Annotated in this window: 23 protein-coding genes and 1 pseudogene; 8 read left to right on the plus strand and 16 right to left on the minus strand. The window is 63.5% G+C overall.

From position 1 onward, the window contains the following. Positions 1–249: 249 nt before the first annotated feature. Both ACFQ50_RS06940 and ACFQ50_RS06945 read right to left on the minus strand, forming a co-directional pair. Positions 250–1,776, minus strand: coding sequence for an MFS transporter (locus ACFQ50_RS06940; protein ID WP_377994797.1), 1,527 nt, complete (start codon positions 1,774–1,776; stop codon positions 250–252). Positions 1,777–2,211: 435 nt separating this feature from the next. After that, positions 2,212–3,030, minus strand: coding sequence for an IclR family transcriptional regulator (locus tag ACFQ50_RS06945; RefSeq protein ID WP_377994798.1), 819 nt, complete (start codon positions 3,028–3,030; stop codon positions 2,212–2,214). 244 nt (positions 3,031–3,274) lie between these two features. On the opposite strand from ACFQ50_RS06945, the gene ACFQ50_RS06950 reads away from it, so the two are divergent. The 3 genes and pseudogenes from ACFQ50_RS06950 (at position 3,275) to ACFQ50_RS06960 (ending at position 5,531) form a co-directional block, all read left to right on the plus strand. Beyond that, the gene (locus tag ACFQ50_RS06950; RefSeq protein WP_377994799.1) at positions 3,275–4,372 is read left to right on the plus strand and encodes an alcohol dehydrogenase family protein; all 1,098 of its coding nucleotides are present in this window, start codon (positions 3,275–3,277) and stop codon (positions 4,370–4,372) included. Between the two features lie 92 nt (positions 4,373–4,464). Beyond that, positions 4,465–5,274: pseudogene (locus ACFQ50_RS06955) on the plus strand (mandelate racemase/muconate lactonizing enzyme family protein); the annotation flags it as partial. After that, complete coding sequence (locus ACFQ50_RS06960) at positions 5,268–5,531, plus strand: enolase C-terminal domain-like protein (RefSeq protein WP_377994880.1); 264 nt, start codon at positions 5,268–5,270, stop codon at positions 5,529–5,531. The pseudogene ACFQ50_RS06955 and the gene ACFQ50_RS06960, both read left to right, overlap by 7 nt. A gap of 484 nt (positions 5,532–6,015) precedes the next feature. Here the strand turns inward: ACFQ50_RS06960 and ACFQ50_RS06965 are convergent, their stop codons facing one another. The 8 genes from ACFQ50_RS06965 to ACFQ50_RS07000 all read right to left on the minus strand — a co-directional run bounded on the left by ACFQ50_RS06965 (position 6,016) and on the right by ACFQ50_RS07000 (position 14,241). Further along, positions 6,016–6,255, minus strand: a complete 240-nt coding sequence (locus ACFQ50_RS06965; RefSeq protein WP_377994800.1) for a hypothetical protein — start codon at positions 6,253–6,255, stop codon at positions 6,016–6,018. A 475-nt stretch (positions 6,256–6,730) separates the two neighbouring features. After that, positions 6,731–7,510, minus strand: a complete 780-nt coding sequence (locus ACFQ50_RS06970) for an HpcH/HpaI aldolase/citrate lyase family protein (protein ID WP_377994801.1) — start codon at positions 7,508–7,510, stop codon at positions 6,731–6,733. Between the two features lie 41 nt (positions 7,511–7,551). Further along, the gene (locus ACFQ50_RS06975) at positions 7,552–8,541 is read right to left on the minus strand and encodes an aldo/keto reductase (RefSeq protein ID WP_377994802.1); all 990 of its coding nucleotides are present in this window, start codon (positions 8,539–8,541) and stop codon (positions 7,552–7,554) included. A gap of 184 nt (positions 8,542–8,725) precedes the next feature. Beyond that, positions 8,726–9,385: a YesL family protein gene (locus ACFQ50_RS06980; RefSeq protein ID WP_377994803.1), complete on the minus strand. Its 660-nt coding sequence runs from the start codon at positions 9,383–9,385 to the stop codon at positions 8,726–8,728. 4 nt (positions 9,386–9,389) lie between these two features. Then, on the minus strand, positions 9,390–10,316 hold the full coding sequence (locus ACFQ50_RS06985; RefSeq protein WP_377994804.1) for a carbohydrate ABC transporter permease: 927 nt from the start codon (positions 10,314–10,316) through the stop codon (positions 9,390–9,392). Then, a complete protein-coding gene (locus ACFQ50_RS06990) occupies positions 10,316–11,284 on the minus strand; it encodes an ABC transporter permease (protein WP_377994805.1) in 969 nt (322 codons plus the stop codon). The genes ACFQ50_RS06985 and ACFQ50_RS06990 overlap by 1 nt, the downstream gene beginning before the upstream one ends. A 24-nt stretch (positions 11,285–11,308) precedes the next feature. Continuing rightward, a complete protein-coding gene (locus tag ACFQ50_RS06995) occupies positions 11,309–12,826 on the minus strand; it encodes an extracellular solute-binding protein (RefSeq protein WP_377994806.1) in 1,518 nt (505 codons plus the stop codon). Positions 12,827–13,407: 581 nt separating this feature from the next. Next, on the minus strand, positions 13,408–14,241 hold the full coding sequence (locus tag ACFQ50_RS07000) for a DeoR/GlpR family DNA-binding transcription regulator (protein WP_377994807.1): 834 nt from the start codon (positions 14,239–14,241) through the stop codon (positions 13,408–13,410). A 43-nt stretch (positions 14,242–14,284) separates the two neighbouring features. Here ACFQ50_RS07000 and ACFQ50_RS07005 point away from each other — a divergent pair, with 43 nt between their 5' ends. The 3 genes from ACFQ50_RS07005 (at position 14,285) to pdxA (ending at position 18,196) form a co-directional block, all read left to right on the plus strand. Next, positions 14,285–15,490, plus strand: coding sequence for an exo-alpha-sialidase (locus tag ACFQ50_RS07005; RefSeq protein WP_377994808.1), 1,206 nt, complete (start codon positions 14,285–14,287; stop codon positions 15,488–15,490). Positions 15,491–15,822: 332 nt separating this feature from the next. Further along, the gene (locus tag ACFQ50_RS07010; protein ID WP_377994809.1) at positions 15,823–17,175 is read left to right on the plus strand and encodes a four-carbon acid sugar kinase family protein; all 1,353 of its coding nucleotides are present in this window, start codon (positions 15,823–15,825) and stop codon (positions 17,173–17,175) included. Continuing rightward, positions 17,168–18,196 (plus strand): 4-hydroxythreonine-4-phosphate dehydrogenase PdxA, encoded by a 1,029-nt coding sequence (gene pdxA, locus ACFQ50_RS07015; protein WP_377994810.1) that lies wholly within the window; start codon positions 17,168–17,170, stop codon positions 18,194–18,196. The genes ACFQ50_RS07010 and pdxA overlap by 8 nt, the downstream gene beginning before the upstream one ends. Before the next feature lie 435 nt (positions 18,197–18,631). On the opposite strand, the gene ACFQ50_RS07020 is transcribed toward pdxA, so the two are convergent. From ACFQ50_RS07020 to ACFQ50_RS07045, 6 genes are all read right to left on the minus strand, one after another. Next, complete coding sequence (locus tag ACFQ50_RS07020; RefSeq protein WP_377994811.1) at positions 18,632–18,907, minus strand: hypothetical protein; 276 nt, start codon at positions 18,905–18,907, stop codon at positions 18,632–18,634. A 176-nt stretch (positions 18,908–19,083) separates the two neighbouring features. Continuing rightward, positions 19,084–19,416 (minus strand): hypothetical protein, encoded by a 333-nt coding sequence (locus ACFQ50_RS07025; RefSeq protein WP_377994812.1) that lies wholly within the window; start codon positions 19,414–19,416, stop codon positions 19,084–19,086. An 89-nt stretch (positions 19,417–19,505) separates the two neighbouring features. After that, positions 19,506–19,910, minus strand: coding sequence for a universal stress protein (locus ACFQ50_RS07030; protein WP_377994813.1), 405 nt, complete (start codon positions 19,908–19,910; stop codon positions 19,506–19,508). Next, positions 19,907–21,439 (minus strand): tripartite tricarboxylate transporter permease, encoded by a 1,533-nt coding sequence (locus tag ACFQ50_RS07035; protein ID WP_377994814.1) that lies wholly within the window; start codon positions 21,437–21,439, stop codon positions 19,907–19,909. The genes ACFQ50_RS07030 and ACFQ50_RS07035 overlap by 4 nt, the downstream gene beginning before the upstream one ends. Positions 21,440–21,448: 9 nt before the next feature. Beyond that, positions 21,449–22,036 carry a tripartite tricarboxylate transporter TctB family protein gene (locus ACFQ50_RS07040; protein WP_377994815.1) on the minus strand — a complete coding sequence of 196 codons (588 nt, stop codon included), beginning with the start codon at positions 22,034–22,036 and terminating at the stop codon, positions 21,449–21,451. Between the two features lie 5 nt (positions 22,037–22,041). Then, positions 22,042–23,043 (minus strand): Bug family tripartite tricarboxylate transporter substrate binding protein, encoded by a 1,002-nt coding sequence (locus ACFQ50_RS07045; protein ID WP_377994816.1) that lies wholly within the window; start codon positions 23,041–23,043, stop codon positions 22,042–22,044. A 143-nt stretch (positions 23,044–23,186) separates the two neighbouring features. Here ACFQ50_RS07045 and ACFQ50_RS07050 point away from each other — a divergent pair, with 143 nt between their 5' ends. Continuing rightward, a complete protein-coding gene (locus tag ACFQ50_RS07050) occupies positions 23,187–24,074 on the plus strand; it encodes a LysR family transcriptional regulator (protein ID WP_377994881.1) in 888 nt (295 codons plus the stop codon). Positions 24,075–24,217: 143 nt separating this feature from the next. Next, positions 24,218–25,132, plus strand: a complete 915-nt coding sequence (gene kdgD, locus ACFQ50_RS07055; protein ID WP_377994817.1) for a 5-dehydro-4-deoxyglucarate dehydratase — start codon at positions 24,218–24,220, stop codon at positions 25,130–25,132. Positions 25,133–25,164 lie beyond the last annotated feature (32 nt).

Raw genomic sequence — 25,164 nt, forward strand, 5'->3', positions numbered from 1 at the left:
TGAACGCCTTCCAGATCACCTTCGACGGACGCCTGTCCGCCAGCAGCAACTAGAACAAGAAACCACCCCAGTTACACCGAATAATTGACAGACCCTCCTGGCCAGGTCACTAATCTCAACGGAGTGGGGTGCTTCAGCCCGTTGTGCTTCCGCTGCGCTGAGTCCCTTGGCATGCGTGCTCCCCGGGTGGGCGGAACTTTGGTAGCTGGCCAGCCGTTGGACGGGGCACACTTACTCAAGGACGGGGGGTCAGTGAACCCTGGCGTCGTCCTCGGTGTCCCCGGCCGCTGCGGGCATGGGGGTGAGAAGCATGGTCGCGGTGTCGATGCGCTCGTCGGTGTCCTGGTTCTCGACCAGCGCTGCTGCTTCGTCGAGGCTGGTGACGACCGGGACGGATCCGAGGAGTGGCCGTGCAGCTGACTCGCGCATCTTCAGCACGGCAAAGAGCGCGACGGCGGAGAAGAACATGATGTAGAAGGCCGGGGCGTAGGAGTTGCCGGTGGTCTCGACGAGGATCTGGCTGACCAGCGGGGTGGTGCCGCCGAAGATGGAGATGGAGAGGTTGTGGGTGACGCCGACTCCGCCGTAGCGGGAGGCTGTGGGAAAGAGTTCGGACATCACGGCACCGGTCAGGGCCAGGAAGAAGGCGCTGGGCACCATGACCAGGAACATCGCAGCATAGAGTGACCAGAGGGTTCCGACGTGCATCAGCCAGAATGCCGGCAGCAGCAGGACAAGGTTGCCGATCGCGGCCATCGTGTAGATGGGGCGCCGTCCGATGCGGTCGGACCATCGTGCCACGACCGGAATCAGGACGCCCTGCAGGACCAGCACGACCACGGCCGCGACTGCGGTGTGTACCGCAGGAGAGCCGACCTGTGTTTCAAGGTAGGTGGGCATGTAGCTGGTGAGCATGTAGGACGATGTTCCGTCGGCGGCGATGAGGGCGCATCCGATGAGGATCTGGGGCCAGTAGTGTTTCAGGATGTTTGGCAGGTTGTGCCGGACGAAGATGGGGTTGGTGTCCGCGTTCGCGGCTTTCTCTTGTGCTACCTCGAAGCTGGGTGACTCCGGGATGCGGCTGCGGAGCGAGATCGCCACGATACCCAGGGGAAGGGCGAGCAGGAAGGGGATGCGCCACGCGCCGTCGCGCATCGCCGTTTCGCCCCACGCCGATGTTGCTACCGCCGTCGTCACAGCCACGATGCCGGCGCCTGCCGCGAAGCCGATCATCGCGCCGGAATTCAACAGTGAGGTCATGAACCCGCGGTTCCGGTCCGGGGAGAACTCAGCGATATATGTTGCTGCGCCGGAATACTCACCGCCGGTGGAAAACCCTTGGAGCATCTTCAACAGGTAGAGGGGAAGGATGACCCACAGCCCCACCTGCCCGGCGGTAGGCAGCAGGCCGATGACGGTGGTCGCTCCGGCCATGAGCGCCATGGTGAAGAAAAGCACCTTACGTCGGCCGATCCTGTCGCCCAGCGGGCCCAGGATCATTCCGCCCAGGGGACGGACCACGAAGGAGACCGCGAAGCCCAGGAGAGTGACCAGCAGGCCCATCCGCGAGTCCATACCCTCGGTGAAGACAGAGGTCATGGTGACTGCGAGGTAGCCGTAGATGCCGATGTCGTACCACTCGATGAAGTTGCCGACACCTGCGCCGAGCTGCGCTTTCCGCAGTTCGCGGTTGTCGACGATGATGCAGTCGTCCGCCTGCAGTCGGCGGGTGGTTCTGGGTGATCTGGAACGCTGCGTTCCGCGCTGATCGAACATCTTTGTCCTACTTCCTTGAAAATTTGAAGGCGCGAACCGTGGCTGCGCAAACGCCTGAAGAGGGCGACTGGCTCGACGTGCCAGCCAGCCGTAGCGCGGGTGTACTCACGATCCGCGTCCTTGTCAGGGTGCGGTCCTTCGAATGCGATGGAAGCCCGCCGGCCGCCGGCGTGGGGAGGTGGGTCACCGGCGGGGCGATGCTGAAGAGCCTGTGGTGCTCGTTCATTTTTTGAACGTCGTGATCAAAAAATATGTCATGCACCACATGTGGTGTCAACCACTCATCGAAAATGTCTCCAAGGCAGAGCAAGCGTCGGGGATCAGATGCGCCGAGCTGCGTCGCGCGTGCGAGGCGTCCTTGGAGCGGCTAATCGGCATCGGGAGACGCCATAGGATGGGCGGACTGCGCCGCAAGCCCGTGTGGACTTTGGGCCGTCAGGACGGGCTGACGACCGTCCCGAGCTTCGCGGCAGCAGCGTGCAGCTTCTCCACGTAAAAGCCGATGTCCATGGACTTCATGCGCTGGGAAAGGCCGGAGGCGGCCAAGCCGGAGATGAGCTTACCCGCGGCGTTGCGCACCGGCACCGCGACGACGAACAGGCCTTCTTCGAGCTCGCCATCCAGTGTGGCGAAACCCTGGGAACGTGCTGTGTCGAGCTCAGCGAGCAGCGCTTGGCGGTCGGTGATCGTCACTGGCGTCACCACCTCGAGCCGTTCGGGAAGAAAGGCCCGGAGCTGGTCATCGTCGAGGGCTGAGAGCAAAAGCTTTCCGGTTGCCGTCGCGTGCAGCGGGAAGCTGCGGCCAACGTATTGCTGCGACGGGGCGAGCAGTCGGCTGCTCGAAGCCTGGGCGATCGTTTCCTGGGTTGTGGGGCTGGTGAACATGACGAACTCGACGGATTCGTTGACTTCGGCCGCGAGGCTGTCGAGGATTACCTGGACGCGGGGCAGGATGTCCCGGTAGGGGTCGGCGAGCCGGCCGAGCTGGGCGGTCCGCCAGCCGAGTTTGAAAGTCCCTCCATCGCGGGCAAGAAGCCCGGTGTGCACCAGGCTGAGCAGGATGCGGAAGGTCGTGGGGCGCGGAACACCCGTCTCGAGGGCGAGCTGCGCCGCACTGGCGCCGTCGGGATGCTCACCCACGGAGATGAGAATCGAGGCCGCGCGCAGCGCGGAGCGGTTCAGCTGGTTCAACTCAGAGTCAGAACCGGCCTCGTCGTCGTTCACTTCGGGCACCTGTTCGCTGATGGGAGCCACCTCCGCTGCACTGATCTATGAGCTTCCATCCTATGGATCGCGCCGCGGGAAGACCCACACGCGCGCAGCCGCGGTCGCTGTCTTCTTCGCTTCAGCCAGGTCTTCGAGTCCCCCAGGGGATTGTCCACGCATCATTCATGGTGTAAAAATGAACACCATGTCCACTAATTGGACAACAAGCGTGAATCACGGCAGTTGCACAGCAACCGCCGCCACCCCTTCTGCTCCCGCGAAAGGATCAATGATGACCCTGCCCACAACGATGGCCGCCGTCCTGCTCACCGGCCACGGAGGCCCGGAAAAGCTCGTGTACCGCACCGACGTGCCAGTGCCCGCACCCCGTGCCGATGAGGTACTGATCCGGGTCGAGGCCGCCGGCATCAACAACACCGACATCAACACACGCATCGGCTGGTACTCGAAGGCCGTCAGCGGCGACACGAACTCCACCGCAACCGGGGGCGCCGCCACCGCCGACGCCGACGACGCCTCCTGGTCAGGTGTGCCACTGGCCTTCCCGCGCATTCAGGGCGGGGACGTCTACGGCAGGATCGTCTCCGTCGGCAGCGACGTCGATGAAAGCCGGATCGGGGATCGCGTAATCGTACGCACCCTGATGCGCCACTATGTCGAGCGCCGCGCCTACGAATGCTGGACCTACGGCAGTGACTGCGACGGCGGTTTCGCCCAGTTCGCCGTCGCGCCCTCCAGCGAGGCCTACACGATTGACTCGGACCTCTCCGCGACAGAGCTTGGGGCGATCTCGATTGCCTACTCCACCGCGGAAGGCATGCTCCACCGGGCACGGCTGGGAGCGGAAAAGGTCGTCATTACCGGCGCGTCCGGCGGTGTCGGCCTCGCAGCCGTGCAACTGGCGAAGCTGCGCGGCGCCAAAGTCATCGCTATCTGCTCGCCGCGTAAGGCCGACGTTGTCCGCGCTTCCGGCGCGGACCAGGTGATTGACCGGGGCGCGAACCTGGCCGCGGCACTCGGCCCGTTCTCGGCAGACGTCGTGGTCGACGTGGTTGGCGGCTCAGGCGTGTCCGAATTGCTGGGTCTGCTGCGCCGCGGCGGCCGATACGCCATCGCGGGCGCCATCGGCGGTCCCATCTCAGAGATTGACCTGCGCACCATCTACCTCAACGATCTCTCACTGTTCGGCTGCACCTTCCAGGAAGACGAAGTCTTCGAGAACCTGGTGCGCTACATCAACAACGGCCAGATCCGGCCCCTCGTTTCCCAGACCTACCCCTTGAGTGAGATCCACCGCGCCCAGGAGGACTTCATCTCCAAGAACTTCCCAGGCAAGCTCGTGCTCGTGCCACCGGCCGTCCACCCGTAGCCCCCCGCCCGCGACGCCCAAGAAGTTCAGAATCCAGGAGTCAGAACCCCGTGAAAATCACCGAGATCGCCATCTACGCACACGAGCTTCCCGTGCGCAACGGCCCGTACCGCATGTCCCACGGCGAGATCTTCGCCCTCGACACCACCCTCGTCCGCATCACCACCGACACGAGCCTGACCGGATGGGGCGAGACCTGCCCCATCGGCCCCATCTACGAACAAACCCATGTCACAGGCAACCGCGCCGCCCTGGCCGAAATGGCACAAGGACTCATCGGCCAGGACCCGACCAACATCAACCTGCTGCACCGGCGCATGGACGAACTCCTCTACGGGCACCGCTACGCCAAGGCCGCAATCGACATCGCCGCGCACGACCTGACCGGCAAACACTACGGCGTCCGAGTCGCCGACCTGCTCGGCGGCGCCGAAACCGAACGCATCCCCTCGTACTACGCCCTGGCCGTCGACGAACCCAACGTCGTTGCCGAGCGCGCCGCCGCGAAAGCGGCAGAGGGCTACCCCCGCCTGCAGCTCAAAGTCGGAGGCCGCCCCGTCGACCTCGACATCGAAACAATCCGCAAGGTCTGGGAACGCGTCGGAAACCTGGGCACCAGCCTCGCCGTCGACGCCAACCGCGGCCTCACCGTTCGCGACACCTTGCGGCTCAGCCGCGAATGCCCCGATATCCCGTTCATCATCGAACAGCCCTGCAACACCATCGAAGAAGTACAAGATGTGCGTGCACGCACAAACCACGCGATCTACCTGGACGAGCTCACCACCGACCTCGCAAAAGCCGTCGGCGCGGTCGCCAGGCGCGACTGCGACGGACTCGGACTGAAAGTCACCCGTGTCGGCGGCCTGCACCCCATGTCGGTCATTCGCGACGTGTGCGAGGCCTACTCCACACCCACACCAGCGACGACTCCTGGGGCGGGGACATCATCGCCGCAGCCTGCACGCACCTCGGAGCTACCGTACGCCCGGCGCTCAACGAAGGCGTCTGGGTCGCCCAACCCTATATCGACGGCCACTACGACCCCCGCGGCGGCATCACCGTCGAAGGCGGCCACATCCGTCTCCCACAAGGCCCCGGCCTCGGCATCGAACCAGACGAAACACTCTTCGGCTCCCCCGTTGCAGTGTTCGACTGACAAGCAAAATCCAAGTGCAACGCCAATCGCCAACCTGACGTCAAGAGCGTCTGAGCAGGGAGGATCTGTCCTGTGGCTGGCGCTCCGGCTCCTTCTTGGATGCCCGTCCAGTCACAACATGCGGCATAGCCAGCTCCTGGCCCAGCGGACTTTATCAAGTCCAGAAGGCTTGGATTATTTCGACTATTCTCCAGCTGCACCGCTGCGGTTTTCTTCCCCTCTGAGTGTCAGGGTGGGATCTGAGAACATCATGAGTCACCGTCAATAAAACGTAATTTCGCCCTATTCTGACGCTGGCACACCAAGGGCAGGTGCCGCTTCGAGTAATGAAAGCGGGAGGATCTCAGGGCCCATCCTGGACTCGGGCGAACCCTTGTTGAGGACAGCCGGTCGCGCCCATACCTCCCGTCAAACAGCGGAGCAAGCATTGGGGGCACCATTTGGTCCTTGTCCCAATATTCCACCGCTCCCACCCTCTGCACTTTCAAAAGTTGCAGTGTCGCACTAGTCCTGCCGGCACGCTCGTGTGGGCTCTGACGATGTAGTGGTCGTCGGTTATGCGCGTAATCACTATTCCGGTTCCGTGAAATTTGGCGGCGGGAGAGATCTTCTTTATGGCGCCCGCCAGCGTTTGTTCGACGTCCGCACCTTTGGTGATGGTGACTTCGAGCATTCCAGGTGCCGGTGCACGAACAGTCTCTGCCCCGGCTGTCGCATCATTCATGGGGACTCCCGGCTCCCTAATCTGAACATGTTTTGAACTGGCCGCGCTGGCACTCGCGCAGCGGTGGCTATTCTGACGTCGACGCTGATCGTTGCGTCGAATTTCGCGTAGCTTATGAGGACGGCACTCCCTCGATCGCGAGTGGTCCGGCGCTGCCCGCCACCCCGTCCAACGCGGTTCTACGGCGAGGCGACCTCCGCGAAACCTCGACGGGTGCGACGGGTAATGGGACCCTCCGCCGGTTTCTGCTCCCGGGCATAATCCGCCGGCTAATTGACCGAACCTCCATTGGGATCGTTAGGGCGTTCGAGTTACTGCGGGAGATAAGCGTCTGCAGACGCAGTGAGCATAGGCCGTTATCAAGTACGACGTTGCCGATTATCGGCCAGGATCTGCTGCGGTGATCGCGGGCAGACAGACGAGTCAGCGCCGTCGGCCCTCTTCGCTGCGCCGTTCGGGGTGGGGTTCAGATTGGTTACTGGTCCTCGGATGTAGCGGCGTCGAGGTGGGACTTGGCGATCTGTTCCAGGTGCGTCAAGTCTGAGGCGATGGTGGTGAAGGTGTAGCCCTGGCGCAGCCGCTGGGCAGCGATCTCCCCGGCGGCGGTGTGGATGCCGGCGGCGATGCCCGCGGAGGCGGCCGCATCCGCGATGGTCTCCAGCGCCGCGTTGAACTCAGCCTCGACGGCGGGATCGCCCGGGAAGGCGCCGCCGACGGCGATGGCCAGGTCCGAGGGGCCGACGTAGATGCCGTCCAGGCCCGGGGTCGCACAGATCTCCTTGACGTTGGCCAGCCCCTCGGGCGTCTCGATCATGGCGAAGACGAGGGTGGCCGCGTTCGAATCAGCCGGGACAGGGCCGATCCGCAACGCCGAGCGCATCGGCCCATAGGACCGGCCGCCCATTGGGGGGTACTTGGCCGCGGCAACGGCCGCGGCCGCGTCCGCGGCGTTGTTGACGAGCGGGACAATGACGCCGACGGCGCCGGCGTCGAGCGCCTTACCAATCGCGGTAAAGTCGTTGGCCTCCACCCGGACCATGCCGACGGCGGTGTGCCCGGCGTCGATCGCCATCAGGCCGTTCAATACACCCGAGTAGCCGAGCAGGCCGTGCTGGGCGTCCAGGGCCACGTAGTCGTAGCCGAGCCGGCCGATGCGTTCCGTTGCCACGGGTGCGTCCAGCACCGCCCAGTAGCCGACGGCCTGCTCGCGGGCGCGGATCTTGCGGGCGAATTCAATGGCCAGGTCCGATGTCATCTGTATCTTCTACCTTCAGTTCGTGGGTGGTCTTGGGGGACTCAGCGGTTGTAGGCGGGCATGGGTCCGCGGAGCCCGGAGCCGACGGCGTCGCAGGCGGCGGTGACGTCCTCGGGCAGCGGTCCCTCGGCCACGGCGGCGATGTTGGCGCGCAGCTGCTCCACCTTGGAGCCGCCCAGCAGCATCGAGCCGACGCCGTCCCGGTAGGCGAGCCAGCGCAGCGAGAGTTCGGCGAGGGTGAGGCCCGCCCCCTTGGCGATGCCGGCCAGAGCGGTGACGGCTTCAAACAGCTGTTTGTCCCAGTAGCGCTGGGTGTACATGGCAGCCAGCTTGGAATCGCCGAAGCGGCCTTCGGAGGGCTTGGCCTCGAAGCTGTGTTTTCCGGTGAGCAGGCCGCCGCCCAGCGGGTTGTAGACCATGGTGTGGACGTTGTGGGTGGCGGCGAATTCGAGGTATTCCTCCTCCACCCGCCGGGCCACCAGGTTGTAGAGCTGCTGCGCCACGACGGGCTTAGGCGCACCCACCTCGCGGGCAACGTGGATCACGTCGGCGATCTGCCAGGCCGCGAAGTTGGAGACGCCCAGCGCCCCGATCTTCCCCTCTTCAGCGAGCTCGGCCACCGTGCGCACGGTGTCCTGCAGCGGGGTCGCGCGGTCGGGCTGGTGCAGGTAGAACAGGTCGATGCTGTCCACTTCGAGCCGGCGCAGGCTGCCCTCCACGCTGTTGCGAAGCCCTTGCGGGGACAGCGGCGAATGCTGGCCGTGGTCCGGGTGCGGCATGCCGGCCTTGGTGGCGAGGATGACCTCGTCCCGGCGTCCCTTGAGGAGACGGGCGAGTATTTCCTCCGTCACTCCGCCCACGTAGGCGTTGGCGGTGTCGATGGTGGTGATGCCGGCGTCGAGCGCCTCGTCCACCATGCGCGCGGCGGTGGCCTCATCGGCGGTGTCGCCGAACGTCATGGTGCCCAGGACCAGCCGCGAGATGGGGAGCTTCAGTCCTTCCACCGGGTTTCCTTCTGGCTGCTTGCTCATGCGTTGATTCTCCGTGGGTTGCTTCATTGCTTTCGCCAGGAAAGGTCGTTTCCTCTCCGGGATGTTTTGTTGTGGCGAACAGTTCTGCCAGCTGGGACGGGCCTCACTTGATTCGACCCGTTTTGCGCGCGGCTGGTTCAGCGTTGACTGCCTGGACATGACGAGCTGGCAGACCGCTCCCCCATCACTGTTTTGACCGCCGGATGGCCGCCTCAAAGGTTCTCAAGTCGAGGATCGTGGTCACCAGTGCGAGGGGGCTGAGCGACGCGAAGAGAAGAAGCGCCGGTGCGGCCGCCTGGAGGTACGACAGACCAATAAAGACAGCGGCAAGCCCCAGCGTCGCGAACGGCTGGGCGAGCGCTAGCATCCATGCTGCGCGTACCAGCCGGATTCCGCCCGCCTCGAGGTGAGCGGCAACGAAGGGCAAGTGGATGAGCGTCGCACAGAACATAGCCGCCACAATGACGAGGACGTAGAAGGCCACCGATCCGACTACTCCGGGGTTTCCAATGCTGAGCCATAGTCCATAGGCGAGCAGGGCACCCACCACGGTGAGGGCCCAGCCCAGCGCATTGGCCCGCCAGAAACCGTCGCGCCAAGCGGCGGTCATGGCACGGATCGAAGACTGGTCGCGTGTTTCAGGGTGCACTAACCACCTTCGCATCACTACGTACACCGCATTCGTAGCTGGGAACAGGCCCAGGATCACTCCTCCAGCCAGGGTCAGTCCGATCCAGAGCAGGTTGAGAAGGGCGAGGCGCCAGATCCATTCAATACCGGGGTTCGCCAGTGAGGTGGCTGCCTTGACGCCGGAACGCGGGAAGGGGTGTGTCTGAGATTGCACGATGTTATCCCTTGATGGCCCCGACGAGGATTCCCTGCTGGAAGTAGCGCTGGGCGTAGGGGTAGAAGGCGAGGATTGGCACGATCGCGAAGATCATGGTGACTGCTGCGATGTTCTGCGGGACCAACTGGTGGCCTCCCATTGTTATCTGCTGGAATGACGTGGCGTTCGTATCGGTGTTGAGCAGCAGCCGGTAGAGCACGAGTTGGATCGGGGCAAGGGTCTTGTCCTGCAAGTAGATCAGTGGGACGAGGAAGGAGTTCCATATCTGGACGGCGTAGAAGATGCCAATTGTTCCGAGCAGAGGCTTGGACAGTGGCAGATATATCCGCCACATGGTCTGCAGGTCGTTGGCTCCGTCGATAAGCGCCGATTCTTCAAGTTCGACCGGGATGTTTCTCAGGAACGTTATTGCTATCAGGAGCAGGAAGGTGCTGAATCCGAACGGGATTACCATCGCCAACCAGTTGTTGACGAAGCCGAGCTGCGAGTTGATCACGTACGTGGGGACGATGCCGGCATCGAAGACCCAGGTGATGAGAAACAGCATGACGATGGCTCCGCCGCCTCGCAGCCGAGCCTTGGATAGCGGATACGCGGTGAGGTAAGTGATGGCGACTGAGAAGGCAACACCGACGGAAGTGTAGAGGAGCGAGTTCAGCAGAGACCGAAGGATTCCGAGTCGTTCGTTCGTGAGTACGTATTTGTACGTCTCGATATTGATGCCCTCGGGGATGAGTGCGACTTTGCCTGCGTTAACCGCGGAGCCGTCTGAGAGTGAGACGGCGAGGATGTACACGAAGGGGTAGATGCAGGCTGCGACGATGGCGAAGAGCACGACCAGGTTCACGATGTCGAACGCTGTTGGCTTCCGTCGGCGGCGGGTCTGAAGTGTTGAAGGACGCTTGTTTTGGCGGAGGGTGAGAGTCATTAGAAGAGCCCCGATCCGGTGAGGCGCTTGGTGATCCGATTGGTCCCGAGCACGAGGATGAACGCTACGATGCCTTGCAGCAGGCTGACTGCCGCTGCGTAGCTGTACCTGGGGAAGCCTTCTGAGGCGAACGCGAGGCGGTAGACGTAGGTCTGGAGTACGTCGGCGGTCGAATATGTGTTGGGGTTGTACATGAGGAGTATCTTGTCGACGTCGACGGTCAGTACCTGGCCGAGTGCCAGGATCAGCATGACGACCATCATGGGCACCAGTGCCGGCAGCGTGACGTAGCGCATCTTGCCGAACCGCCCAACGCCATCCATTTCCGCGGCTTCGTAAAGCGATGTGTCGATTGCAGTCATTGCGGCAAGGTAAATGATGGTCCCATATCCGAACGTCTGCCAGACGTTGAGTCCGATGTAAAGGGGACGGAACCAGGCCGGGTCAGTGAGGAATGAGATCGGTTGGCCGCCGAAGTTTTTGATGATCTCGTTGACCAGGCCTCCCTGCGGGGAGAGCAGGGTGTAGAGGATCGAGACGAGAACCGCGGAGGAGATGAGGTAGGGGACGAAGCTCATAGTTTGAATGAACTTGCGTGCGTAAGTGAGCCGGACTTCGTTAAGGAAGAGGGCGAAGATGATCGGCGCGGGGAAGCTGAAGATCAGGGTTCCGACCGCGAGGATCAGCGTGTTGCCCACGAGTCCCGGGATCTGAGGATCGTTGAAGATTTCTTGGAATTGCTGCAGTCCTACCCAGGGACTGCCCCAGAGGCCGAGGAACGGGCTGAAGTTTTTGAAGGCGATGACAAGCGCGGCGACGGGCGCGATCTTGAAGACCGCCAGGTGGATGAGCCCCGGTACGAGCATGAGATAAAGCCACTTGTTCCGGAGGAGACTGCGCTTGCCGCGCCGGCGGCTCCTTGCGGGAGCCTCCGGCGGGGCAACGGGTTTTGATTCGAGGAGGGTCATGATGCTGCCTGGTCTGTCTCTAGGTCACTTCTGCAAAGACTCGTAGGCAGCTTGGTCGATGGACACAATGTCCTTGTAGCCCTTGGCTGTGGCCTGGTCGAGGAAGGAGTTCCACTGATCCATGCCTAGCTTGCCCTGCACGAACTGCGCAATCTGGGCGGTTACGAAGGGGTCGACAGTTGCCTTGAGCGAGGTCCGCTTATCGAGTTGTTCCGCGGTGTACGTCAGGGTCGGAACAACCTTGACGGAGTTGTTGAAGTATTCAGGAGCGAAAGACTTGGTCTGCGGGTCCATCCACTGCTGATACGCGTTGTTGTCGGCCGGCGTCGGGAACGTGAGCCGTTCCTGAAGGAAGTTCCATGCCGGTGTGCCTACGGGCTTGTTGCCTTCCTTCGTGAAGTCAACCGTGTATTGGGGTTTTTTATTAACTATCTTGTAGGACTGGCCCTCGACACCATAGTGCATGGTGGTTTGTCCCTCCGGGCTGTACAGGTAGTCGAGGAATTTCAGAACCTGAGGGGCCTTGTTCGATTTGGCGCTAACGGCCAGAACACGGTTGGTCTGGTAGATGCTGGTCGGACGCTTCCCGGGTTGGCCGTCGCTGGTTGTGAATGCCGGCAGGACACCGATCGCGTATGCCGGATCATTCTTAGGTCCGCCGTTCTGCATGAACCATTGCGGGCGGGTGAAGAAATCATCGGCCACGGAAGCCTTCCCCGTGAGCATCTTTTCCTGCCAGGAATCCTCGGTGTTCGAGCCGTTCACCCATTCGGGATCGATGAGACCGCGGGAGTACAGGTCCCTGTACCACTCGATTTCTTTCTTAAAGTTCGGGGAGTACAGGTCTTGGCCAGCACCGCTCTCGTATTCTCCCTGCACCTTGCCGTCAACAATGCGGTCCTCGGCGCCGAATGCGTAGTTGAACTTGAGGAAAGAGTCACGGCCAGAGAGCGGGAAGTAGTTCCCGACCTTTTTCCCGTAGAAGTCCTTGAGCTTTTGCAACTGATCTGTGAAGTCTTGGGTGCTTACCGACTTGGCGGGCGTGATGCCTGCTGCTTTGTACATGTCAGACCGGTAGAAGGTGACGTGCGACAGCTTGGGCTGCTCTGCCATGAGTCCGAAGATCTGACCCTTGGAGTTCGTGACGAGCTTGCGGTACTCGGGGTTCGAGTCGAGGTACTTCTGGATGTTCGGCGCGTCCTGCTTGATCAGCGGGGCAAGGTCTTGGAACGCGCCCTGCCCGCCGTAGACCTGGGACTGGGCGTAGGAGGAAATGACCGCGTCCTGCACATCACCGGACGTCATTGCCAGGTCGAGCTTCTGGTAGTAACTGTCGTTTGCCCCGCCGTCCACGAGGTCCACATTCACGCCCGACTGCTTTTGTGCAGCCGGCAACCATTCGAGGTCCTTAAGCCAGTCCTGGTACTGAGTAGCGAGGCGGTATGAGAAACCGCCGCTGGCGCTCGAGTTGCTATCTTGCGCCCCCGGGGTGCACGCAGCAAGCGCCGCAAGGAGGGCGGCTGACCCGGCAACGGCAGCCATTTTCTTGATTGAAGTCTTCAACGCACTTCCTTGTGTTGGGGGAGATCCGTGTTCAACGCAATGCGTTTTCACGTGTGAGTGAAACCACTCTAAGCCCAAAGCATGCGCGTTGCAAGCAAACTTGATCGCTTGTTTCGCGCAAATCGCGTTCTTCCGCGGGATAGCAGCATTGGGACGCAGCAGTTTAGGTTCTGCCGGAGTGCCGTCGCACCATGCCGTGCATAGGGGGCAGGCACGGATGAACCGTAGTCGAGGAAATGCACACACCGCGCGAAAATTTCCGGAGGAAGGCCACGCCTACGGTCGAGCGGCGATATCAGGACTCTTGGGCCGTCGGGTGGGCCGGCGGGTGTGGTTAAAACATGCATGCACCATCCGTCCTGCCGCCTGAAATCGAGAAGCGTCAATCTCAGCGAGGGGAAGACGCAGCAGGCCGGGAGGCCGCCTAATTCAATGGTGGAGACGACCGAACCAGCAGCAATGTCGCGCGTTGCAGTGGCCTCGGCAGACGGCGAGCCCCCTGGATCCATTGGGCGGCCGTCGACCCGCATCACCCATCGGCCGCCCGCACCCCTGGGTGGCTATGGTGCGGGAACCACTTCCACGTTTATTCCTTCTTTCCGAAACTCTGCAAGCACCTTAGGGTCGGCAGTCCAATCGGTGACGATTGTCCAATCCCTCTGGTCAAACCGTGCCGAGTATTTGTACGTCCTGCTTCCCATTTTGCTTGCGTGCACAAGCACGTAAACCTTCCTCGACCGTCGCGCCATAACCTCTTTGAGGCGGGTCTGCTCGAGATCGGCCTCAATGACCTCGCCCGTCGGGAGCACGCTGTCCGCTCCGAGGAACGCGACATCGAACGACATTCTTTCCAGCGTTGACTCGGTCAGCGGGCCAATAAATGAATCACTCGCGGGTCGCAGGTGTCCGCCAAGGCAGAACACATCCAGATCCTGGCGTGCGTGGATGTGGTTCAGTGCGACAAGACTTGGGGTAGTGATTGTCAAAGCCGAGTCCGCGGGCAGGGTCCGTGCAACCAGTGCGCATGTTGAGCCGGCGTCAAGGAGGACGCTGTCGCCTTGACCGATTTGGGCAACGGCCCAGGAAGCGATAGCCGCTTTCTGGTCGTAGGCTTCGCGACTGCGAACAGCAATACTGCTTTCGACCTGCCCTACGGTGGCGATTGCGCCACCATATGTCCTCGCCAGGCGGCCGCTGCTGCTCAGAAGCGCCAAGTCGCGGCGCACGGTGGATGGCGTGACGTTGAACTGGCGAGCGATGGCGGCGACATTCGCGACACCCATCTCGCCGGCAAGTTGAACGATTCGTTCACGCCGTTCGCGCGCAGACAGGGAGCGGATGCCACGCGCTCCGTCAATGGGTTCTTCTGTAACGACAATTCCTTTTTCTTCCACATGCTTAGTGTAGGGTCTGGAAAGCTGCGCATAACGCGCTACCATGGTCGAACACAACGCGCATTTTTCTAGGAGCATCATGCACAGTAGTCAGGGTCCCCGGACCAGCACGTTCGAGGAAACAGCGCAAGGACTTGCTTTTCAGCTGCTTCCGACATCCGCACGGGAAAACCATGCATCCTTTATTACCGGGCTTGGTGATGGCGCCCTTGGCTGCGCCTGGTTTGCTGGAAGCGCGGAAGGAAAACCCGACGTCGACATTGTGATGTCGACGCTTTCCTCCGGGGAGGGCAACTGGGCGGAAGAGCGCGTGGTGGCAGCCACGCCAGGACGTTCGGACCAGAACCCTGTTCTCTTTCGGAGCCCCACCGGAGAACTGGTGCTTTTGCACACTGCCCAGGTCCTGGGAGCGCAGGACACTTCCCGCGTCCTTCTGCGTCGCTCCAGTGATGGTGGTGAGTCTTGGTCTGAACCTGCCGAGATCGCCGGTGACCCTGGGCTTTTCATCCGCCAGCCGGTCGTCGCCATCTCCCCGACACGGTGGTTGCTGCCGGCGTTCCGCTGCCTTCCGCTTCCAGGGCGGCAGTGGCGCGGCTCGGCAGATGTCACTGTTGTTCTCATCACTGACGACGCTGGCACCACGTGGCGCGAAGTCGAGGTGCCAGAGTCGACCGGCCTCGTCCACATGGCGATAGTACGGCGGTCCGAAGGCCGGTTGCTCGGCTTTTTCAGAAGCCGCTGGGCCGACAGGGTCTACCGCACCACTTCTGCCGACGAGGGCGAGACGTGGTCTGCGCCGACGCCAACGGAGGTGCCGAACAACAATTCATCGATCGCTGTCGGCTCCCGGGAAGCCTCCGGTCCACTCCTTCTCGTCGCGAACCCGGTCGCGGCACCCGAAGGAGCACATGAAGGCGACGACGATGAACTGCTCACCGAGGGAAAGTACACGGCCCCCGGCACCCGGCAGCCGCTTGCACGGCACGCCGTGTGGGGAACCCCCCGCCTCCCACTCACCTTGCTTTTGTCGGACGACGAAGGGCAGTCGTGGCGCTCCGTGCTCGACCTCGAAGATAGCCAGACGCTCGCTGAAGCCGGCATCGTCGAGTCGGAGGCTGAATATCGCGGCTTAGAGATCTCCTACCCCAGCCTCTACGTTGACGACGCGGGGACCGCTCACGTGACCTACTCGTACCTTCGCGACGCCATTAAGTACGTGCGCGTTCCAGCGGCAGTATGGGGACACTGATTTCCAAAACTCAACCGCGGTCCCGCTGGTTGGCTCCGACCCAAGTGGCCCATCGACCCCTGGCGGAAGACGCACATCCGGCTTCCGGCCAGGCCCGCCCGAGGGCAAACCAACCAACGGCATGACTTGGCTGCCCCTCGAAAATGCGCCTCGCACCTCCCAGCTCCATCGACGCGCACCCGGTTATGCGGCCAGGATGACGTTCTTGAGGAAACCGTATGCGCGATGCGCGCATTTGTTATGGCGCACTGCGCGCAATTATGTAATGATGTTTAGCAGATCCAGCTGACCAGTGTGGACTTCAGCCGATTTATCGACCCGAGAGGAGCAACGTGGGTTCCGTGTTTGTGCAGGCCGATGATTTCTCCGGCGCCGCCGAGGTTGGCTACTGCTTTGTGGAGCACCACCTGTCCGCACAAGTCCTCCTGGGTACAGGTACTTCGAGAATGCACGACGGTGCCGACACCGTTGAGGGGCCAAGCACCGACGTGATCGTGACCGATACGCACTCCCGCGGACTGTCTGAAGCTGCCGCCGAAGGGCTGGTGAAAGGTGCTTTCTCCGGCCCCTCGGCTTCGGGTGCGCGGGTGATGTTCAAGAAGATGGACTCGCTGTGGCGCGGCAACATGCCTGCCGAGATTCGCGCGTTGGCAAGCCTTGGTTTCCATGCCGTTGTTGCCGGAGCACTCCCACAGCTGGAGCGCTCGGTAGTGGATGGCCGGCCGCTGGTCGCCGGCATTCCCTTAGCGGAAACGGACCTGTGGCAGGCCGAGGTTGCCTCCCCGCCGACGGACGTACCGTCCCTGCTCCGCCCGGAGGACCCGGCATCGATCCAGACCGTGAATCTGGATGGCGTTCGGTCCAGTTCGCTGACCACCAAGCTGGCCGGACTCCTGAACTCCGACCTGCCCCGATTAGTGGTGGTCGATGGTGAAACCATGCCGGACCTGGAGCATGTCGTGGATGCACTGCTCGACCTGATGTTTCGGGCAGGCGGCCGCCGCATCGTGCTGGTAGGAACCGGCGGAGCTGCTGATGTCCTCGCTCAGCGCCTTAAGACACAAGCTGTGCGGAATACGCAAAAAGTGGTAGACACCGACGCAGCCACTGTCGAACCAGAGGCACCCGGGCGACCGGTGCTCGCCGTCGTAGGTTCCGCGTCCAAAACGGCACAGGCGCAGCTGGCGCAACTGGAGGCCCAGGGCTTCACAGTGGTCCGGCTTCACCCGCTGTACGCCGGCGCGATGCACGCCTACGTGCCCCAACTGGCCCAAGTTTCCTCCGAGTTGAAGGCAGGGAACCCCGTAGCAGTCGCATTGGCGGCCGTAAAAGTGGATCCGGCAAAAGCCGCAAACATCGTGGGAGCTCTCTCGAAGTTCGCGGCCGAGGCAGCGAAAGCAGTCCCGGCTGACCTGATCCTCACCGGCGGAGAGACGGCCCGGGAAGTCCTGGACGCCGTCGGCTGCTCCAACCTGGTGCCGATCGCGGCCGTGCAGCACGGGGCCGTGCTGAGCCGGGCCAACGACGGGACGCTGGTGGGCACCAAGCCGGGTAACTTCGGCGATGACCTGGCCCTCCTGCAGCTGTATGACGAAATCCGGAAGCGCCGCGCCCGGCCGCCCCAAGGGACTCCCGCCAACGCCATTCCGCAGAACTTCCCAAGAACCTGGAGCAACAATGACTGACGAGACAAACCAGAACCAGCCACTCCCCTATGTGGCCGTGACCATGGGCGACGGCGCCGGCATCGGCCCGGAGGTGATCGTGCCAGCGGTCCTGGACCAGGGGATCCTGCAGGAATGCCGGCCGGTGGTGATCGGCGATGCGCTCCGGCTGCGCCAGGCTGCGGACATCCTGGGCGTCGAGGCGGACATCCAGGGGATCGAAAACGTTGAGGACGCGGTGTTTACGTCGCGCCGGGTGAACGTGATCGACCTGGCGCTGCTGCCGGAGGACCTGCCCTGGGGCCAGCTCTCCCGAGTGGCCGGGCACGCCGCGTACGAGTACATTCGGGTGGCCAGCGAGCTGGCGATGTCCGGGAAAGTCCAGGCTATCTGCACCGCGCCGCTGAACAAGGAGGCGCTGCACGCCGCCGGACACATTTTCCCCGGGCACACCGAGCTGCTGGCCTCCCTCACGGGCACCGCGGAAGTGTCCATGATGCTCTCCACGCCCAAGATCCGCGTGATCCACGTGACCACCCACATCGGGCTGGCGGATGCGATCCGCAAGATTAACCCGGACCTTGTGCAGCGCACCATCCGCCGCGGCCACGAGGCGCTGGTCCGGGCGGGCATCCCGAACCCGAAGATCGGCGTGTGCGCCATCAACCCGCACGCCGGCGAGAACGGCCTGTTCGGCCAGGGCGAGGAAGCGGAGAAGATCGAGCCAGGCGTGAAGGCCGCGCAGGCGGACGGGATCAACGCGGTGGGTCCGCTGCCGGCGGACACCCTGTTTTTCCTGGCCGGCCGGGGCGACTATGACCTAGTAGTGGCCATGTACCACGACCAGGGACACGGGCCGGTGAAGGTGCTGGGCATCGAGGCCGGCGTGAACATCACCGTGGGCCTGCCCGTCATCCGCACGTCCGTGGACCACGGCACCGCGTTCGACATCGCCGGCAAGGCAATCGCCGATTCACGGTCCATGGTGGAGGCTCTGCACCAGGCCGCGGAGATGGCCACCCGCCCGTCCATGGCCTTCTAAGCGCACTGACTCACGCCTTCATCGGCCATCTGATCACAAGCCCCGACTGCAGATCGGGCCACGACACGACAACGCGAGGGCGTGTAAGAGAATTGGAGGACGACCCGCGCAGCCACACCAGTGATACGCTGCTTCGTCCGGACGAGAAGAGAAGATGTTTCGGCCTCGTGCACGCCTGAGGCGCTTCGGATTGGGGTACAGCCCAACCTGACGTCAGGCACGAAGCCTAATGGCGTCAGAATAGGGTCCGGATTCCTCTTTTCTGACAGGAGCTTCGGGAACTCTTAGATCGCAACCTGACATAGACACCGCATCCAACGATGAGCCGATCACAGGCGGGCCCGAACCACCCGGCGGCGGCGACCGCTACACCAAACTGTGCCGCAGCACGGAAAAGCCCCGGACCTGGAAGGTCCGGGGCTGCGCGGGGTTCTGTTACCGCTCGATGCTGACGGTGAGATCCAGGTGGATGTCGGTGCCGACGGCCAGGCGTTCCTGGAGGTAACGGGCAAGGCTCGCGTCGCTGTCGGTGTGAACGCTTTGCGGGATCGCTCCGCGGAGGAGAGCCTTGGTGCTGGTGGACTTAACCATGTCCAGCGGCGCCCAACCACGGTGGGTGGAAGTGAGGCGTTCCAGGTCGGTGCGGAAGGAGCGCCGGTGGTCGTCGCGGACCGTGGCGCACATGGTGAACGGGATGAAAGCAGTAGGCAAAGATGTCCTCTCAAGAGGCAGCCGGTGGTCGGCGCCGATATAGAACAAGGTCCGTTTGGCCGCTGTTATTCCGTTTCGGCAGGTTATGAGTCCGACGTCACGGCGGAGTGATCCCGACCCGCCGGCAACAAACGCCCGACGCCGGATCCGTCACCATGGCGGGCGGAAACGGTGCCTTAGCGGCGGGCCCTGCCCGCGGCGGCCTTCCGGAAAACCGTCAGCCCGTCCTTCTTGTGGATCATCGCCCGGCCCTTGCCGTCTTCCTGGATGATCCAGAAAACGCTGCCATCCAGCGCCACCATGTCAACGCGCCCGCTGGCCATGACCCGCCGGTCGCGGCACACGGTAACCTCGTCCGAACGCGAAAGCTTGCACCAGTTGGGGACCGGCTCGAGGGGGATGGGGCGGGCCTGCCCGCCGGCGGCGATAGGCGGCTTGCGCAGGCGGTGCTGGCGGGGCGCTGCGATCGGCGTGGCTGCGCTCGGCGTGGGTGCCATCAAAGTGGACATGGGTCTTTACCTTTAGAAGAGTATGGCTAAGGCGGGCCGGAATCCTGTTCGGGTGCCGGCCCGCCTCTTACCAAGCGGTGGTTCTGGAACTAAAACTGTCCGCCGTCGGCCTTCACGGCCAAAACGGGACGGTCAGCCTGCATGAGGATGCGCTGCGCGTGGCTGCCAAGGATGAACTTGCCCACCTGCGTGCGGTGCCGCAGCCCGATGACGATCAGGGAGGCGTTTTCATCCCGGGCGACGTCGAGGAACTCATCCGCCAGATCATGCTGGTAGGGCGGCTGGATCACCCGGGCCGTCACGCCTGCGTCCGCCGCCTGCTGGGAGGCCTTGGCCAGGACATCGTCCGGCGCGACCGACTTGTCCACCAGGGCGCCTTCACGGGCGGAGTTGACGATCACCAGATCCTGGTTGCGGAGGCGGGCCTCTGCAATGCCGGCCGCGAGGGCGGCCTCCCCCGCCGGGGTGGGGACGAATCCAACGATGATGCTCATACCTTCTCCTTGATTTCAGTGGCGGCGGTTCCCGCGGGGACAGGGGCCTTGCGCTTGGCCAGCGCTGAGCGGATGCCCGGAAGCACGGCCACGACGACGAACACGATGAGGAGCGTGGCGGAAATGGGCCGGCTGAAGAAGCCCATTGGGTCGCCGCCAAACACCAGCAGCGCGCGGCGCAGGGAGCTTTCCAGCAGGGAACCCAGCACGAAGGCCAGCACCAGCGGCCCCGGTTCGAAACCGAACTTCTTCATCAGGTAGCCCACGATCCCGAAGACCACCACGAGCGTTACGTCGAACATGCTGTTGTTGATCGTGTACGCGCCGAGCAGGGTGATCAGCGCCGTGATGGGCGCCAGGATCGCGGCGCGGACGCGGAGGATCTTCACGAAGATCCCCACCAGCGGCAGGCTCATGATCAGCAGCAGGATGTTGCCGATATACATGGAGTTCACCACGCCCCAGAACAGTCCCGGGTCCTGCTCCACGAGCTGCGGGCCGGGGGTGACGCCCTGGATCAGCAGTGCGCCGAACATCAATGCCATGGTGGCGTTGGCCGGGATGCCGAGGGTCAGCAGCGGAATGAACGACGACGTCGCCGCGGCGTTGTTGGCGGTTTCCGGCCCTGCCACGCCCTCCGGCGCACCCTTGCCGAAGCGCTCCGGCTGCTTGGCCCGCTTCTTCTCCATGGCGTACGAGGCCATCGAGGCGATCGTGGCACCGCCGCCGGGCAGGATGCCCAGGAAGAAGCCGAGGACCGAACCGCGTCCGATCGCGCCGGACGCCTGCTTGAGGTCGCCCCGGGAGGGCCAGACATTTGCGACGGCGGAGGGGGCCTTTGCGGCGCGGTGGCGCTCCTCGAGGTTGTACATGATCTCGCCGAGGCCGAAGATACCCATGGCGATCGGCACGAAGTCGATGCCGTCCGCCAGCTCCAGGCTGCCGAAGGTGAACCGGTTTTCACCGGTGAAGATGTCCCGGCCAACGGTGGCCAGCAGCAGTCCGATCGCGGCGGCGATGAGTGCCTTGGTCTTGGAACCGCTGCTGATGGTGGCCACCAGCAGGATGCCCAGCAGCGCCAGGGCGGTGTATTCGGCGGGACCGAAGTCCAGCGCGAAGCTCGCCACGATCGGGGCCAGGAACGTCAGGCCGACGATGGATGCGGTGCCGCCGATGAACGAGCCGATGGATGCCAGGCCGAGGGCCGTGCCGGCCCGTCCCTGCTTGGCCATCTGGTAGCCGTCGAAGACGGTCACCACCGAGGACGCCTCGCCGGGCAGCCGCAGCAGCACCGAGGTGATGGTGCCGCCGTACTGGGCGCCGTAGAAAATGCCGGCCAGCATGATGATGGCGGTGACGGGCTCAACGTTGTAGGTCAGCGGGAGCAGGATGGCGATGGTCGCCGCGGGCCCCAGGCCGGGCAATACGCCGATCAGCATTCCGATAACGACGCCGATCAGGCAGTACAGGAGGTTCATTGGCTCCAGGACGACTGCAAATCCGTTGATCACGGGATTCAGGAAATCCACGGTGGTCTCCTAGAAGAGGTGGGGGATGGAAGTGTTGAGCGCCGTCACGAAGATGCCGTAGAAGGCTGCCACGACGACGGCGCTCACCAGCAGCGTGGAACGCCAGGTTTCGCCGCCGAGGAAGCGCATCCAGATGATGCACAGCACCAGGGCCGGCAGTTCGAAGCCGGCGACCGGCATGAGGGCCACCATGGCGGCCAGGGTGACCAGCCCGGTCAGCGGCGCCACGGACATGCGGGTGAACTTCTCCGCGTCCCGGTTGTGCCGGCCCATGATCAGCTGGAATAGCCCGAGGACCACCATCACGCAGCTGATCATGAACGGCCACAGGCCAGGCTGCGGGGCGGACGGTGTGCCCAGGCCCATGGCCACGGACAGTACCACGGCCCCGACGCCGACGCCGATGACCACCAGGGAGGATCCCACGTTTGCCAGCGCACCGGCGGCCGGGGGCTTTTCTTCCTCCCACTGGGCCGCCAGCTGTTCCGGGGTCAGATCGTCGGGCTCGCCGACGGGAAGGTCATTGGTGCCGTCCCCGGCGGAGGAAACAGCGTTGGAGCTGTTCCCTCCGCCGGATACCGGTGATGCTGCCTGCATTGGAATCACTTGTTCCCGGCGAGGCTGATGCTGTACTTCTCCACCAGGGCCTTGTACTTGGCTGCGTAGTCCTTCCACTGGGTGACTACTTCCGCACCGGAGATTTCCTTCGGAGTCAGCATGTTCTTCTTGTTGAACTCCTTGTATGAGTCCGACTTCAGGGTGTCCTGGATGGCGGCGAGGAGCTTGTCCTTGACCTCCTTGGGAGTCCCCTTCGGGGCGGCGACGGCACGGTACTGGGCGACCGGAACGTCGTAGCCCGATTCCTTGGCGGTGGGCGTGTCCGGCAGGAAGGAGTTGCGCTCCTCAGAGAAGACCAGCAGCGGGGATACCTTGCCGGCCTGGATCTGCGGCATGGCCTCGCCGAGCTGGATGGTGGCCAGTTCCACCTGGTTGCCCAGGACGGCGGTCAGCGCGGGCTTGCCGCTGTCGAAGGGAACGTCGGTGCCCTTGACGTTGGCCTGCTTGAAGAGCACGGTCTGGGCGAGCTGGCTGCCGGTGCCGACGCCGGTGGTGCCGTAGGTGACGTTGCGGCCGGCCGAGGTCACGTCCTTGATGGACTTGAAGCCGGACTTTTCGCTGGCCACCAGCACATAGTCGTCCTGGGACAGGCCGGTGATGATGTCGAAGTCATCGATGTTCACTGCTTCGTCCTGGGTCACGGCCAGCGGCGTGATGGTGATCAGGGAGGCGGTGAGCAGCAGGAGGTTCTGGCCGTCGGCCGGCTTGCCCGCCACTTCCTTGCTGGCCAGTGCGCCGTTGGCACCGGGCTTGTTCACGACGGGAATCGGGGCGCCGAGGGTTTTGGCGGCACCTTCGGAAACGGCGCGCGCGATGAGGTCGGTGCTGCCGCCGGGTGCCTGGCCCACGGTGAGGGTGACGGGGCCGTTGGGGTACTTCGATGAATCGCTGCTGCCGCCTGCAACGTTGCCGCATGCGGTCATGGCCAGCAGGGTGATGGCCGACGCCGCTCCGAGAACGGCGCGGCGGGTGGGGAAGTGCATCATTGAAACTCCTCGTTTGCACTGAGGGCTGCCTCAGCCCCCAGGTGTGTGTGAACCGGGTCACTGCCGGATCGCTAGGTCGAGTGTAGGGAAGCGCTATGATGCATGTCTAAGCCCAAATATGCATCAAGTAATACCGGGAGGGCATCACGTTTACCTTCGACCAGCTGACCGGGTTCATCGCCGTCGCCGAGGAACTGCACTTCGGCCGGGCCGCCGAGCGCCTCAACATGACCCAGCCGCCACTGAGCCGCCAGATCCAGAAACTGGAGAAGACGGTGGGGGCCGAACTCCTCGAGCGGGACAACCGCCGGGTTGAGCTGACCGCCGCCGGACGCGCGTTCCTTGACGAGGCCCGCAGGCTCATGGCGCTGGCCAGCCGGGCACCCGTGACGGCGCGGCGCATTGCCTCCGGCCGGCAGGGCCATCTCCGCATCGGCTTCACGGCCGCCAGCGGATTCAGCATCCTGGGCCCGCTGCTGGAGGAGATCGGCGCAATCGTGCCCGATGTGGACATCGACCTCCAGGAATTGGTCACGGGCGAACAGATCCAGGGCCTGCTCACCGGCGAACTGGACCTCGGCCTGGCGCGTCCGCCCTTCGACACTGAAGTTTTCGACTCCCACCTGCTGTACCGCGAGTCGATGGTGCTGGCGGTTCCGGCATCACACCCCCTCGCGGACCTCAAGCGGGACATCCAAAACGAGGACCTCAAGGACGAGCCGCTCATCATGCATTCCCCGACGCAGGCCAGGTACTTCTACGACCTCGTGGTCCGGCTGCACGCCATCCGACATGAAAACGTGGTGCACACCGTCAGCCAGATCCTCACCATGGTCTCGCTGGTGGCCGCCAAGCGGGGGGTGGCCTTCGTACCCCACTCGGCAACAGCGCTGGGCATCCGGGGTGTTTCGTTCCTGCGTCTGGCCAGCGGTGAAGAGGAACCCGTGGAGCTGCATGCCATCTGGAACAGGGACGCCAAAAACCCGGCTCTGGTGCGGTTGCTGCGGGACCTGGAGTTTGCGGCCAACTGAGCGCTTCCGGCTTCGGCAGACTCAATGCGCCCAGGGTATCAATAGATACAAAAATGCACTTGGACAGGCATGGACGGGCCTCCCTAATCTGAAAAGGAACCACACCACCCCGCCGCTCCCGGCACCGACTCCAAGGACATCCCGTGGCAAAACTTTCACCCCAGGAACTCGCCAACACCCTCAAGGACGGGCTGCTGTCCTTCCCCGTAACCTCCTTCGATGCAGAGCTGCAGTTCGACGAGGAAAACTACCGCAAGCACCTTGCATGGCAGGCCAGCTACCCCGTTGCCGGCCTCTTCGCCGCCGGCGGCACGGGCGAGGGCTTCTCGCTCACCCCCGCCGAGTCGGCCCGCGTGGTCCGTGCCGCCGTCGAGGAAGTCGGCAACACCGTCCCCGTCCTGGCCTCCGCCGGCGGCTCCACCGCCCAGGCCATCGAAAACGCCAAGGCCGCTGAGGCTGCCGGCGCCGAGGGCATCCTGCTCCTGCCGCCGTACCTGACCGAAGCGGACCAGGGCGGTCTGATCGACCACGTCAGCGCCGTGTGCAGTGCCACGTCGCTCGGCGTCATCATCTACAACCGCGCCAACGCCATCTACAAGGACACCACGGTGGCCACCCTGGCCGACCGCCACGAGAACCTGATCGGCTTCAAGGACGGCGTGGGCGATCTCGAGCACGACGCGCGTGTCTACGCCAAGCTCGGCGACCGCCTGTTCTACCTGGGCGGCCTCCCCACCGCAGAGACCTTCGCACTGCCGCTCCTGCAGCTGGGCATGAGCACCTACTCCAGCGCCATGTACAACTTCGTTCCGCAGTTCGCGCTGGACTTCTACCAGGACGTCCGCAACCAGGACCGCGCGGCGGTCAACCAGAAACTCAACGACTTCGTCATCCCCTACCTGGACATCCGCGACCGCGTGAAGGGCTACGCCGTCTCCATCGTCAAGGGCGGCCTCGACGCGATCGGCCGTTCCGCCGGCGGCGTCCGTCCCCCGCTGCAGAACATGGCCGAAAAGGACCTGGCCGACCTCAAGGCACTCATCGCCAAGGTCTCCTAGTTGCCGGCCGCTTAGCCAACCCCCAACTTTTA

It is taken from the genome of Arthrobacter sp. NPDC056493 (assembly GCF_042795115.1).
GTDB lineage: Bacteria > Actinomycetota > Actinomycetes > Actinomycetales > Micrococcaceae > Arthrobacter.